Source organism: Aestuariibaculum scopimerae, assembly GCF_059428085.1.
This window is the reverse complement of the sequence record NZ_CM182089.1, coordinates 3,094,599-3,108,119: the sequence shown is the minus strand read 5'-3', so window position 1 is coordinate 3,108,119 and position 13,521 is coordinate 3,094,599. Positions and strand designations below refer to the sequence as shown.

At 33.4% G+C, this 13,521-nt stretch carries 17 protein-coding genes; 15 read left to right on the top strand and 2 right to left on the bottom strand.

Going from position 1 to position 13,521, the window contains the following annotated elements; genetic code table 11:
* Positions 1 to 6 precede the first annotated feature (6 nt).
* The 11 genes from AC5SR4_RS13535 to AC5SR4_RS13485 all read left to right on the top strand — a co-directional run bounded on the left by AC5SR4_RS13535 (position 7) and on the right by AC5SR4_RS13485 (position 8,310).
* The gene (locus AC5SR4_RS13535) at positions 7 to 327 is read left to right on the top strand and encodes a hypothetical protein (protein WP_495356806.1); all 321 of its coding nucleotides are present in this window, start codon (positions 7 to 9) and stop codon (positions 325 to 327) included.
* 493 nt (positions 328 to 820) lie between these two features.
* Positions 821 to 1,165, top strand: coding sequence for a hypothetical protein (locus AC5SR4_RS13530; RefSeq protein ID WP_495356805.1), 345 nt, complete (start codon positions 821 to 823; stop codon positions 1,163 to 1,165).
* A 246-nt stretch (positions 1,166 to 1,411) separates the two neighbouring features.
* The gene (locus AC5SR4_RS13525) at positions 1,412 to 1,558 is read left to right on the top strand and encodes a hypothetical protein (RefSeq protein ID WP_495356804.1); all 147 of its coding nucleotides are present in this window, start codon (positions 1,412 to 1,414) and stop codon (positions 1,556 to 1,558) included.
* Positions 1,559 to 1,588: 30 nt separating this feature from the next.
* Positions 1,589 to 2,815 (top strand): RHS repeat-associated core domain-containing protein, encoded by a 1,227-nt coding sequence (locus tag AC5SR4_RS13520; protein WP_495356803.1) that lies wholly within the window; start codon positions 1,589 to 1,591, stop codon positions 2,813 to 2,815.
* 10 nt (positions 2,816 to 2,825) lie between these two features.
* Entirely contained in the window at positions 2,826 to 3,218 is a 393-nt protein-coding gene (locus tag AC5SR4_RS13515; protein ID WP_495356802.1) for a hypothetical protein, read from the top strand.
* A gap of 427 nt (positions 3,219 to 3,645) precedes the next feature.
* Positions 3,646 to 4,203 carry an REP-associated tyrosine transposase gene (locus AC5SR4_RS13510; protein ID WP_495356801.1) on the top strand — a complete coding sequence of 186 codons (558 nt, stop codon included), beginning with the start codon at positions 3,646 to 3,648 and terminating at the stop codon, positions 4,201 to 4,203.
* Positions 4,204 to 4,315: 112 nt separating this feature from the next.
* On the top strand, positions 4,316 to 4,870 hold the full coding sequence (locus AC5SR4_RS13505; RefSeq protein ID WP_495356800.1) for a hypothetical protein: 555 nt from the start codon (positions 4,316 to 4,318) through the stop codon (positions 4,868 to 4,870).
* Positions 4,833 to 5,336 (top strand): hypothetical protein, encoded by a 504-nt coding sequence (locus AC5SR4_RS13500; protein ID WP_495356799.1) that lies wholly within the window; start codon positions 4,833 to 4,835, stop codon positions 5,334 to 5,336. The genes AC5SR4_RS13505 and AC5SR4_RS13500 overlap by 38 nt, the downstream gene beginning before the upstream one ends.
* Before the next feature lie 308 nt (positions 5,337 to 5,644).
* Positions 5,645 to 6,199: a hypothetical protein gene (locus tag AC5SR4_RS13495; RefSeq protein ID WP_495356798.1), complete on the top strand. Its 555-nt coding sequence runs from the start codon at positions 5,645 to 5,647 to the stop codon at positions 6,197 to 6,199.
* 405 nt (positions 6,200 to 6,604) lie between these two features.
* Positions 6,605 to 7,840, top strand: a complete 1,236-nt coding sequence (locus tag AC5SR4_RS13490; RefSeq protein WP_495356797.1) for an RHS repeat domain-containing protein — start codon at positions 6,605 to 6,607, stop codon at positions 7,838 to 7,840.
* 2 nt (positions 7,841 to 7,842) lie between these two features.
* Entirely contained in the window at positions 7,843 to 8,310 is a 468-nt protein-coding gene (locus AC5SR4_RS13485) for a hypothetical protein (protein WP_495356796.1), read from the top strand.
* A 38-nt stretch (positions 8,311 to 8,348) separates the two neighbouring features.
* On the opposite strand, the gene AC5SR4_RS13480 is transcribed toward AC5SR4_RS13485, so the two are convergent.
* Positions 8,349 to 8,678, bottom strand: a complete 330-nt coding sequence (locus tag AC5SR4_RS13480) for a helix-turn-helix domain-containing protein (protein WP_495356795.1) — start codon at positions 8,676 to 8,678, stop codon at positions 8,349 to 8,351.
* Between the two features lie 349 nt (positions 8,679 to 9,027).
* Here AC5SR4_RS13480 and AC5SR4_RS13475 point away from each other — a divergent pair, with 349 nt between their 5' ends.
* Together AC5SR4_RS13475 and AC5SR4_RS13470 are read left to right on the top strand one after the other, a co-directional pair.
* Positions 9,028 to 10,215 carry an RHS repeat domain-containing protein gene (locus tag AC5SR4_RS13475; RefSeq protein ID WP_495356794.1) on the top strand — a complete coding sequence of 396 codons (1,188 nt, stop codon included), beginning with the start codon at positions 9,028 to 9,030 and terminating at the stop codon, positions 10,213 to 10,215.
* Between the two features lies 1 nt (position 10,216).
* Complete coding sequence (locus AC5SR4_RS13470; RefSeq protein ID WP_495356793.1) at positions 10,217 to 10,762, top strand: hypothetical protein; 546 nt, start codon at positions 10,217 to 10,219, stop codon at positions 10,760 to 10,762.
* A gap of 25 nt (positions 10,763 to 10,787) precedes the next feature.
* Here the strand turns inward: AC5SR4_RS13470 and AC5SR4_RS13465 are convergent, their stop codons facing one another.
* The gene (locus AC5SR4_RS13465) at positions 10,788 to 11,135 is read right to left on the bottom strand and encodes a helix-turn-helix domain-containing protein (protein WP_495356792.1); all 348 of its coding nucleotides are present in this window, start codon (positions 11,133 to 11,135) and stop codon (positions 10,788 to 10,790) included.
* A gap of 169 nt (positions 11,136 to 11,304) precedes the next feature.
* Between AC5SR4_RS13465 and AC5SR4_RS13460 the strand changes: the two genes are divergently transcribed.
* Entirely contained in the window at positions 11,305 to 12,486 is a 1,182-nt protein-coding gene (locus AC5SR4_RS13460) for an RHS repeat domain-containing protein (RefSeq protein WP_495356791.1), read from the top strand.
* 32 nt (positions 12,487 to 12,518) lie between these two features.
* Complete coding sequence (locus AC5SR4_RS13455; protein WP_495356790.1) at positions 12,519 to 13,328, top strand: hypothetical protein; 810 nt, start codon at positions 12,519 to 12,521, stop codon at positions 13,326 to 13,328.
* The last annotated feature ends 193 nt before the right edge of the window (positions 13,329 to 13,521 follow it).

Here is a 13,521-nt window from a genome sequence, read left to right as displayed (position 1 = left end):
AATTAAATGGCAAAAATAGTATGTGAAAAGCATGAAGGGAGTTTTATTGTACAAATGAGTAGCATGCTTCATGAGAAATATATAGACAATGAGTATTCTGGTGTAGTAAAATTAATTTTTCAATTAAAAGATTTTCCAGATTTTATACATTACTTTTCCTCAGATGAGGATATAGATAATTTAATTAATGTGTCAAATGAAGAAGAGTTTGAATCAATATTTTCAAGCTTTGCAGGTGACCCTGGTGCCTGCGAAAAATGTTTTAAAGATTATTTGAAAGATTTGAGCATAGAAATTTCGGAAAGGCTTGTTGAAATAAAGAGCTAATATCTCTTGTTATTTTGGAAATGAAATCACCCCCGTAGCGCTCGTTTGCAACGAGTGCCGTACCGAGTAAGACAAGAAAATATAAACAACAAAGCTATCCTAAACCATTAGGGTAGCTTTTTGTACTTTAGGCAGGCGTAAAAAGTATAAACTTATAACGTGTACAGCCTATAGTACCTTAAAAGAAAATAGAAAGCAATGACTTTTAAGGGTGTTTTAACAGAAGCACGCGTTGCAAACGAGCGCTAGCGGAGTTGATATGATGGGGTTTACAGGTAATGTGGAGTTGAGATTTAATAAACCGTTTTATAACGATGAAAAAATGGAATATAATTATGGGTTAATGAAACCTAGTAAAGAACAGAAAGAAAGAGTGTATTTTAGGAGGTAATATTTTAATATGATAATTTCAAAGACAGTTATAAATACGAGTTCAGATAACATTTTTAAAATTAAGCAAACTTTAATAAATAATGACAATTTGGTAAAATCAATGAAAAAAGATGATTTATTTAACGTTTTTCCTGAGTTTAAGACATCTTTTCCTTTTGTTTCAAAAAGTAAATCGAGTGTAAATTACTATTATTCAATTATGTTTGATAAAAATGAATTGGTTATTAATTACGTTCTTATTTCTAGGGCATTTTATTCAATATTATTTTTAATTTGTGGAACGGTTTTATCTTTTTTGCTGAATTTATTTAATCCTAAAAGTATAGGTATACTGTTAATTGCAGTTTTATTTTTAATTTATTATTTACTGATTTTAATTCTAACTTTTTTTAAATCAAAAAAATTTATTTTTGAAGAGCTAAATCTTCATAAGTTTTCAGATTAAATATTATTATTGGTAATGTCCTAAACTGGCGCTTTTGAATTATGTTTAAAATTTAACTCTGATAATCAATAAATTACACAATTATAAGCCTCTTAATTGGGGCTTATTTCTTGTTTATTGAAAGATTAAAAACTTGTTAGAGATTTTAAAACTTGGGTTTGTTAAAGCTTAATGTCCTAAATTGGTGCTTAAAAAATCTGTGACATTACCCTAATAACAAAAATGATCACTTAAATTCACCCGCCTTTGTCTAGTGGAAATATTTCCTATATTTACGATGCCGTTGGCACCAAGCTAAAGAAGATTGTGAGTGGTGGCAGCACAACAGAGTACGCGGGCAACTATGTGTACGAAGGCGGTTCTTTGAAATTCTATATACCAATTGTGCCTTAAAAGTACTCGTAAGGAAAACGGATAATTTTTGTGCCAGACGAAAAAGAAAATAGAAACATAGCCATAGCTACGTTGAGATTTTATTTTGAAGTATGGTGCAAAAAGAAACGTTTTAATAGCGTAGTTTTAAGGTACAAGTGGTATTCCCATCCTGAAGGCTATGTGGATGTTAACGGTAGTACCTATAAGTACACCTACCAGTACAAGGACCATTTGGGGAACGTTCGTTTAAGCTATAGTGACCTGAACGGCAATGGCAGTATTGCTACCTCCACCGAAATCTTGGAGGAAAACAATTATTATCCTTTTGGATTAAAACATAAAGGGTATAACTTTGTGATAAACGGAACAGACCATCCTTATGGATACAACGGTTTTGAAGAACAAAATGAATTAGAACTTGGCTGGATAGATTATATGGCTCGTAATTATGACCCTGCACTGGGAAGATGGTTTAATATAGACCCTTTATCTGAAATGTCAAGAAGATTTTCGCCTTATACTTATGCTCTTAATAATCCTGTTTACTTTATAGACCCTGATGGGATGTTAGCCTCTCCATTTGGCGACTTTATTGATGAGGATGGTAAAAAAATTGGTAGCGATGGAATTAACGATGGTAAAGTTTATGTAGTTAAAACTACAGAAACAGATTTTGATAGCGGAGTTAAAGGAGATGGAATATCAAAAGCTGATGCAAAAGCCACTAAAAAGTTTATTAAAGCGAACGATGGAAACACGGCTGCATTTCAAGAAAACAGTATCGCATACGATAATAGTGTTGAAATCGAGGGAAGTGCTAAAACAAGGCAATCTATGGTTGATATTGTTGAGCAGGATAATGGACGTGGTGGAACGGGAGACGCTAATAATAGAGAATATGGAGGCACTATTTCTAAGGATGGAGCGGTTAGCGAATCACCAGCAGGAGATGTTGTAAATCCTAAAGAATCTTCTGTTGCCACCATATCGCATACAACTGATAAAAACACCAAAGGCACATTTCATAGTCATCCTAGTGGAACAATAGTAGAGGGTAATAGTACAGATTCAAACACAATACAAATGAGTGGTACTGTATATACCTATGGCTTTTCTAATGCACCTTCAAGCGGCTCTGGTTTAGACGTGAACAAGAATAATGCAGGGACAACAAATTATACCTTTGCAAGAAAGAATGGTAAAGTATATATTTATAATTCTAAAACGGGAGTTCAGGCTACTTTACCACATAAGAATTTTGTTAATTTTAAATAAAATAATATCTATGAAAACACTACTTAATTTAAGTTTATTTTTTGTTTTGGTTTTTGCATTGGAAAATTGTTACGCTCAAAATGAGCAAATGTTCTTGGATAATATAATGCAAAAGCATATTAATGAATTTAAAAGTGATTTAAATCTTAAAGAAGAGAATGTTTATGTTATTTTACGATATGATTTTACAGACTATAAAATAGATAAAGTTAAATTTGTAGAACCAACATTAGATGCTAAGTACCTGTTGGGACAAAATAACTATCTTGTTCAGTTTACATTAAAAAATAATATGCTTACAGCTGTTAATTTTAAGATTGTAAATAAGAGTAAAAAGAAACTTGAGTTAATAAATATGATGAATGGAAAAGATTATCGAATTTGTGATTATTCAAATAAGTAATAGCTCTGCTACTCCCGCTGTTCCCTAGTATGCACTACCGCCAGTTTGCAACTGGTGGCGTTACGAGTAAGAAAAAACAAGAACCACAATATAAAAGTTGTGGTTTTTTTATGCGTATGCCTTTTTGGTCTTTGCGCTGCTATTCCCAAGCACATTTTAAAACAACCTGTCCCATATAAGGGAATTAAATGAATATGATAGGTTTATAAAGATTAAAGGCGAGTGTACTTAGGTATGCTCGTTTTTTCCTTGCAATCATCAAGCTAAGTATTATTACTTATCTTTTGGGTAATGAGTTTCTTGCAGAGTCAACCTACCCTCCCCGCTAGCGCTCGTTTGCAACGAGTGCCGTACCGAGTAAGACAAGAAAATATAAACAACAAAGCTATCCTAAATGATGTAAGGGTAGCTTTTTGTATTTTTGGGTATGAGCAGAAAATATAAATTCTATAATAAGTCTGGCTTATATTTTGTATCGTTCGCAACAGTATATTGGCTTGACATTTTTACAAGACAAGTTTATTTTAGCATTTTGGAAGAAAGTATTAATTATTGTAAGGCAGAAAAAGGCATGGAATTGTATGCCTATTGTTTTATGCCTAGGCATGTTCATTTTATATTTCGATCCAGCAACGAACAGCCCATGGAACTATTACAGGCATTTAAAAAGCACACAGCAAAAAAAGTAATAGAAGCCATTGAAAACAATCCGCAAGAAAGCAGAAAAGAATGGTTGTTGTGGATGTTTGAACGGGCAGGGAAAAAACAGGGCAACGTTAATAAATATAAATTTTGGCAACATCACAATAACCCTATAGAATTATGGAGTGAATCGGTTATAAAACAAAAAATAGATTATATACATAACAATCCCGTGGAAAATGGTTTTGTTACAGATCCTGTAGATTGGAAATACTCAAGTGCCAAAAATTTTCAAGAAGACAGTACGGTTTTAGAAATAGATGATGCTGGGTTTTTGGGATAATTATTTAGAAGCACTCGTTGCAAACGAGCGCTAGCGGGGGAAAGACAAAGTTGTAATAAAATTTAGAGGTAAATTATTTAATAATTCTTCAACAAAATTATCTAATAAACAAATGAGAGGAATTAAAAATGATATAAAAAACCAAATTAAGCAGTCATATAGTGGTGAAGGAGAGAATATTAAATTTGTTGCAAGAGCTAATATTAAACTTGGAAACTCTAATAATTTGAAAGCTACGGATCATGCTATAAGAATACAAAATCCAATGAATGTTGTTCCTGGAATGACTCCTGCATTTGCAAAATTACTACCTTCTTTACCAACTGGTTATGCAAATCCTGGAGATAATTCAGTAAACATTTCTAGTGATTTAATTGGTAATGTCCCTGCTAAAGAAGGAGAATATGGGGGAACTGGAATTAGCAATACAGGAAAAGACACAATAGGAAGAGCTACTAGTCATGAGCTTGGGCATTCAGGAACATTAGAAGGGGGGCCTGATTCTCCAGGTGATCATCCAGCACCTGGTACTATGCCTGGTAACATAATGCATTGGGTTTATCCAAATTCAGGAGCAGGAACTGAGGTTACTGAACAACAAATATTAAAAATAGAAAAAGCATTTAATAATGGGCAACTTAATAGTGGAATACAAACGGCTAGATGATAGACAACTTAATAGTGGAAAACAGCTAAAGAGAAGGGTTAAATTATTAATATTCTTCATGATATGTGTAAACAGCTTATTTGCGCAAAGACATATAGTAAATATTGATTTTCAGGGTAATTTTAAGAATGATACTATCAGCTTAATCATAAATGATTTTAAAGTTATTGAAGGTTTGAATTTGAACAGTAATGTAGTATTAGGCCTTTCTACATCTTCAAGAATAGTAGAATCAAAACAAAAACAATTAATATTTGAATATGCAAATTTATCTATGACTAAGTCAGAAACAATTTACTTAAAAGAGTTAACTATAAATCAGAAGCTCAAATTATGTATAAAATATAATAATAAGGTTTTTAGTAAAGAATTTTACATAAATGAAGGAAAATATATTGGAGTTTATAAATATAAACGTGATTCAATTAAGTTTTTACAATCAAAAAAAGGATTTGAATATCAATAGGGGACAATAACTGTCCCCGCTGTTCCCTAGTATGTGCTACCCTGCTATTCCCAAGCACATTTTAAAACAACTGTCCCTTATAAGGGAATTAAATGAAAATGAAATAGTTATATAAAATATAAAAATAGTACAAATTAAAAGGAGGAAGGTAACTTGAGTTACTTTCCTTTTTCTTTTAGTCCATTATATTGATGTTCTACAAACAACGTTTACAAGCATTGGTTTTATTTTGTGCTATTCGAACGCCATTTTAAGAAGTCGATAACTAGCAATAGAATACCTTTAGATTAGCATTAAACGATATTGTAATGAAAAAATTAATATTAATACTTAATGTGCTTTTTATTTGTGTCAGTTGTGGCTCATTTAAAAAAGATTTTAAGCAAACGGGAAATCAAATAGATGTGGTTATACATAATTCTATCGTAGATTTTTCAAATACCAGCAGTCTTTATAAAAAAGATACTGTTTTTTCAGTAGATGTATTGGAATTAGACAAAAACAAAGATTTGTTGGTTGTGAGAATTAGTAAGAATAATATGAAAATGTTATTAACTGATAGTGTAGAAATAGGCAAGAAAGGAGTTAAGATACCTACTCGACACATTGAAAAAGATGGAAAACTCTTTTTTTGGTGGGATGATGATTACCCTTTAACGCAAGAAGCACTTGATACATTCGGTAAGTATAGGCTTCTTCAAGATGATGAAGATGGCACGGTTTTGTTCCCTGATTTTACGATTAATGACGCTCAAAAAGGAGTACATTACTATTTTTGCAAAAGTAATTTACTGAAATACAAGAAGGTAACTACAAACAAAGCAGTAGGTTATTATGATGCGCCAGATATGGATTGTGATTAAAAATAGAGAACATAAATAAGTATAAGGAAAACCGCCCAAGTGGCGGTTTTTTTATGCGTAAGCTTTTTTAGCGTTGGCATCCCTGATGGCGAGGTCGAGGAACTTCAAGACCATAGCCTTGTCCTCATTGTCCATATCCTGTATGGCCTGGAAGCGCCTTAAAAGTTGCTGGTAATGTCCTAAACTGGCACTTTTGAATTATGTTTAAAATTTAACTCTGATAATCAGTAAATTATAAAATTATAAGCCTCTTAATTGGGGCTTATTTCTTGTTTATTGAAAGATTAAAAACTTGTTAGAGGTTTTAAAACCTGGGTTTGTTAAAGCTTAATGTACTAAATTGGTGCTTAAAAAATCTGTAACATTACCCTAATAACAAAAATGATCACTTAAATTCACCCGCCTTTGTCTAGTGGAAATATTTCCTATATTTACGATGCCGTTGGCACCAAGCTAAAGAAGATTGTGAGCGGTGGCAGCACAACGGAGTATGCGGGCAACTATGTGTACGTGGGCGGTTCTTTGAAATTCTTTAATCATGCAGAAGGGTATGTGGATGTTAACGGTAGTACCTATAAGTACACCTACCAGTACAAGGACCATTTGGGGAACGTTCGTTTAAGCTATAGTGACCTGAACGGCAATGGCAGTATTGCTACCTCCACCGAAATCTTGGAGGAAAACAATTATTATCCCTTTGGGCTTAAACATAAGGGGTACAACACTAACGTAAATTCTACTAACTTAGCACTTAAATATAAGTTTGGTGGTAAGGAGCTTCAGGACAACAACGTTGGGGGCTCACAACTGGATTGGTATGATTTCGGAGCAAGAAATTATGATGCGAGTTTGGGCAGATGGATGAACATTGACCCATTGGCAGAACAGATGAGAAGATGGAGTCCTTATAATTATGCGTTTAATAATCCTTTGGTTTTTACAGACCCAGATGGAATGGCACCATTTACAGACTTATTCGATAAAAATGGAAATAAAATCGGTTCAGACGGTGTGGACAATGGGGTTAATGTCGTGGTTAACAATGAGAATTTAGTTAAACAGGTTAAGAAAGTAAATAAAAAAGATGGCAAGGTAGATTTATTGGACGACCAATTTTCTTTTAATGGTTCGGATATTACAGTTTTGCCAGACGAGGCTACTTTAAGTGAGAGTTTAAATGTACTCGATAGACAGGTTGCTAATGGTGGTTTGAAAGAAGAAACAAGTAAAGTAGTAGACTTTGGAAAAAGGATTCATCGTTCAAAAACAGGAACTGCACCTACAATAGAATCGGATGGTAAAGGAGGTTATGTTGCTACGGCAGAAACTAAATCAGAAGCAGCGCCTTTATTTGGTAATGAGAAAGTTACGGCATTAATTCACTCTCACCCTACAACAGCTTTAGAGAAAAATGGGTTGGTTTTTCCTTTTTCAGCTAATATTCCTTCAAGTGTAGATGAAAGCAGTTTTAAAACGCAATCAACAAATATAATTGTAGGGCCTATTTCAGGCAATGTTACACGTAATGCCAATGGAACATTAAATGATAGTAGAACTTTAGGAATATCTATTTTTAATAGCAGGTCACAATTGCAAATATCTTTACCTAAAAGAGTTGTAACTAAAATATTGCAAAATTGATTATGGGCAGAATAATATATTTAATGGTTTTTACTTTTGTAACTTTTACAAGCTTTTCTCAAGAATTAGAAGAAATAGATTTTGTAATTGTAATAGATGATGAGATTGTTAATGCTGTTCAAGGTTTGTCAATCCAAGTTAAAGAAGGTAACGGAGAAACAACTTCTATATCGCCGAATTATCACCCAGGTAATTTGGCTTTTGACAAATCTATATACAGTAAGTTACAGTCAGAAGATATAGAGTCTTTAAAAATAGTTTTTTCATACTCTCAAACTTGCAAAAAGAAAATGAAGAACTATTTCTATGAGATAGAATATAATCCAAAATGGTTAAGTGAACCATTTAACGTGTTGAAGATATTTAATTTAGATAAGAGAAAATATAGAAAGAAGTATAAGCCGCTCAAAGAAAATGTAAACTACAGTTTATCTTTAGATGTAGGTAGTTATAGTATTCTAAAAATATAAACACACAGCTATATAAAGCCACTCTTCGGAGTGGTTTTTTATGCGTAAGCTTCTTTAGTTTTAAAATCACGAATAAGCGCATCTAACAAAATATAGATGTGCTTTTTGTTTTCATTGGATAATTTAGAAATATCCTCTACTCGTTTTAAAGTCTCTGTATCGAGTTCTAAATCCGTATTTCCAACAAGGAAGTCTAAACTAACCGTTAAAGCATTAGCAATCTTGTTGGCCATTTCAATGGTTGGCTTTACTTCATCACGCTCGTATCTTCCATAGGCATCGCCATTAATGTTGATGATTTTACCAACATCAGCTTGGGACATCTTACGTCTTTTTCTAACAATGGATAAGCGTTCGCCAAAGGTCATAAATGTATGTTTTTATACAGTATTATCTAATAAAGATCAAATATACAAACAATATTTGTAGGATAAAATTAAGTTATGCTTGGTCGTTTCATAAAGATATTATAGTTTTGCTACATATATGTAGGAATAAAATATTTTTAAATAATGTTAGACACAACCAACCCGAACAACTACAGTTACACAACCAAGCATTTAGAAATCCACATTTTAGGCGGAATCAAGACCCCGTATTCTATGATTAAAACAAATATATTTTGTTAAAATTTAAGCAACAAACCTCATTGTGTCCACATATGGGGTTTGTCGTTTTACCACGGCAAAAATTCTGTAATGCATAAGATGCAAACGAGTGCTAACGAGGGGAAATATTTCCTATATTTACGATGCCGTTGGCACCAAGCTAAAGAAGATTGTGAGCGGTGGCAGCACAACGGAGTATGCGGGCAACTATGTGTACGTGGGCGGTTCTTTGAAATTCTTTAATCATGCAGAAGGCTATGTAGATGTTAACGGTAGTACCTATAAGTACACCTACCAGTACAAGGACCATTTGGGGAACGTACGACTGTCCTACGCGGACCTTGACAACAATGGGTCTATCGACGCTTCGACCGAAATCCTACAGGAGCGAAATTATTATCCCTTCGGTCTCGAACATCGTGGATATAACAATGTAGTCATAGGAACAGAAAATAACCATAAGACTTTTGGAGGTAAGGAATTAAACAAAGAACTTGGTTTAAATTGGCACGATTTCGGTGCAAGGAACTATGATGCAGCGATAGGACGATGGATGAATCTTGACCCACTCGCAGAAAACTATTCTGCAACTTCACCATATGTTTATACTTTAAACAATCCTTTGTTCTTTGTTGACCCAGATGGTAGAAAAGTCCGAAATGCTGATGAAGAACGAAAACAAAAAGCGGAGCAAGAGCTAAAGAAAAACCAAGACATTGTAGCTAGTGCAGAATCGAAATATGGTACTGAAAAGGGAGATTTTAAAAATAAAACAGACTATAAGCGATACAAGCAAGCAAAGGGGAATGTCAATAAGTCTGAAAGAGCAGTAAAAAAGTATACAGCTAGAGCTAAAGAAACTCAAGCTAAAATTGATGAATTCAAAACGAATTCGCCAAAAATGTTTGCAGCTATGGATAATATTCAAAATGAATTTGGAGAAGAAGTAGATATTATGATGACCACAGAATCTTTATCTGATGCCAATGGTCAAAATGCCTTTTCTTTCACCGAAGACGCCGATAATGCAGAATTTAGAGTATCCACAGCTGAGTTTGGCATAAATACCTTAGAGATACAGATAGACCCGGTAATGGAGAAATCTTACAGAGGTACCGTGCCAACCACTTTAGAAGCGGTTAAACACGAAATGGGGCACGCAAATTATACAATAAAAAATGTGCAAGAATATCAGCAGTATTATCAGGAGAATGCAAAGAATTTTAAAGCTGGTCATAGAAAGGACGACAAGAGTGGCCAAAGGGCCGAGGAATGGGAAACAAAGAATGATTTATAATATGAAAACACTAATAACACCATTATTGCTCTTAGTGTTTACTATGGCAAGTTCCCAAACACTAAGCACCAGGGATTCTACGAATATATTATTCAAGGCGAAATTGTTTTCAGTTAGCGAATATGGGATTGCTGACAAAGAGCAAATAGTGAAAGATATTGAAAAGCAAAAAGCGGTTTTTTTAGAAACTCTATATGAGCAGTTTGTTTTTATAAAAGTGGATTTTTCTCAACCATATAGGCATTTGAATCTTAGCACTTCCACTTTAAATAGGGCTTGTAGTTATTATCTCGCATTTAGTATTGTGGACTCTCGGTTCTATAAATTGGGAGGTTTTGGAACAGTAGATATAGATGATTTTTTCAATGACTTAAAATTAAGAGAGTTAACCATTTTTAAAGGAATATCAGGAGATGAAGTAGATGGTATCGATATTCATTGTCTGTATGAATATTTTGAGTTAAACAAAAAGAAAAGGAAGAAAAAGGGCTATACCTGTTTTGATGTTTGTAAAAAAGAAAATGAGACCAAAGTAATAATTAAATGAAAAAGCCGCCTTCGGGCGGTTTTTTTTATATCATACGTTTTTGCAAATCGCATTTAAGGAGGAAAGACTCTAATAGCTCTTTTACGATGTTCTTTTTATCCTGTGGGAGCTGTTCCACCCTTTGGAACTGGTCAAGTAGTTCACGGTCGTTTAAAGAAGCTTCTGCCTGTTCGTGGTTAGAACCGCTCATTAAAAAATCAGAGGTAACCCCGAGCGCACTCGCGATTTTAGATAACACTTCACCAGAGGGCTTTACGCCCTTGCTCTCGTAACGACCAATCTGTGTGTAATGCACATCCACGATTTTACCCAACTCTGATTGGGAAAATCCTTTATCCTGTCTTGCCTTTTTTAGGCGTTCGCCGAAACTCATAATAAATAAAACGCTTTAGAATCTTCACAAATCTACCAAATACCCCCGTATTCTATGATTAAAACAAATATATTTTGTTAAAATTTAAGCAACAAACCTCATTGTGTCCACATATGGGGTTTGTCGTTTTACCACGGCAAAAATCCTGTAATGCATAAGATGCAAACGAGTGCTAACGAGGGGAAATATTTCCTATATTTACGATGCCGTTGGCACCAAGCTAAAGAAGATTGTGAGCGGTGGCAGCACAACGGAGTACGCGGGCAACTATGTGTACGAAAACGGTTCTTTGAAATTCTTTAATCATGCAGAAGGCTATGTAGATGTTAATGGGAGTACCTATAAGTACACCTACCAGTACAAGGACCATTTAGGGAATGTAAGGTTGAGCTATATGGATAACAATGGAACTCTTGAAATATTGGAGGAGAATAATTATTATCCTTTTGGATTAAAACATGAAGGGTATAATGGTACAGTAAATTCTACTAACTTAGCACTTAAATATAAGTTTGGTGGTAAGGAGCTTCAGGACGACAACGTTGGGGGCTCACAACTGGATTGGTATGATTTTGGTGCTAGAAATTATGATGCTGCTTTGGGTAGGTGGATGAATATTGACCCTCTTGCAGAAGATTATTATGAATGGTCTCCATATAATTATTCATATAACAGCCCTTTAAGATATGGTGACCCTACTGGAATGGGACCTAATGACTGGGTAAGTAAAGACGGAGGAGACACATATTATTGGGATTCAAATATAACATCAGAAGAACAGGCAAATAAAGCAGGCGTTAAATATGGAGGTAAGACAGTTAGTGAAGTAGTTAAAAAGGAGGATAGCCCTTGGATATTGAATGCATTTGAATCACAACCAGAGTTTGATTTTAAAAGCTATTATGATGCTCCTGTCAAAGAAGCATACAATGAAGCCCTTGATAAACAAGTTGAAGCTCAAAAAGAAAGAAAAGTGAGTTTGGACGTTGCTAGGGAAAATAATGATGTGGCAGGATATGAAGATATTCTTGAGTCTCCAATTACATTTGAGCCTGTTGATTTGAGCTTTGCTTCACAATTCCCAGTAGGTCAGAATTATACTTCTTTTGATACCACAGTAGAATGGGGAGGTGAATCATATGATGTAAAAGTTAGGATACAAAATGTACCAACTGAACAGAGGTCAGCAGATAGAATTAACTTTGTTGGTTTGCCCTCCCACGGAAACAGTGCTGTTCTTAAGGGGAGTACTACAAATTACTATCAGCATAGATTAGGGTCAGGAGAGGCAGTAAGAATAATTTTCGGAGAAAAAAATAAGCAAGGCTATTTAAATTTTGGAAGTCAATAAAAATGAGTCATAACTATAACATATAATAATTCATGAAACTAATTAGAAAGTTTTTATTAATTCTTACAGTTTTAATATGTGGTTATATTTTTTACAAATACTACAATTTTAACAAGTATGTGAATATTTATAATGATGAATCTTCAGTTTTAGCTGAAAGGATAGAACATTATTCAATCAATAGGTTAGATAATATCCCAAATAATAAAAAAGATTTTAATAAAATGCTTGAATGGTTAAAGAATATTGATGGACTTCAAAATATTCTGGAATATGGAATAAATTTCAAATATGATAGTTCTGACCAATCTCTTTCAATCTATTCTTTTGGAATTGATAAAACTGATGATAATTTAGAGAACCCTTCATATTCCACATCAACTATTGAGCATACTATTTTTGGAGAAAATGATGTCATAGATGATTGGGGTTTTTGGGATATTTTTAAAACTAGGGGTAGAGACGTATTATTACTAAAAACATCAATTGGCGAAGATTATTTATGTGTAAATAGAAAATCGTTTTCAAATGATAAACTTTTAATTTTACTATCACAATCATATGTGTTTTATCAAGGAAATAATAGAGTGTCAGGTCAGCTAGAAAAAGAATTAAAAGAAAAGATTAGACCTTACAAGCTTTTAATAAATCCTACTATTCCCGAATTAAATGATAGTGCTAAACTTATTTTCATAAGATTTAGGAATGGTAATTTTTATAATACTTGTTCTGATAATGTTGATTTAGATGTTTTTGATGTAAAGTTAAAAGATGTTTTAATCAAAAATAAAATTGATTATGCAATTATCCCTATATTGATAGATGGTAGTAACTCAAATTAGAGGTTGCCAAGCTTTAAGATAGTAATTAAACATAAAAACACATAAGCAGGTATATTTAGGTATGCCTGTTTTTTTTATTATACAACAGGAGGTTACCCCGTATTCTATGATTAAAACAAATATATTTTGTTAAAATTTAAGCAACAAACCTCATTGTGTCCACATATGGGGTTTGTCGTTTTACCACGGCAAA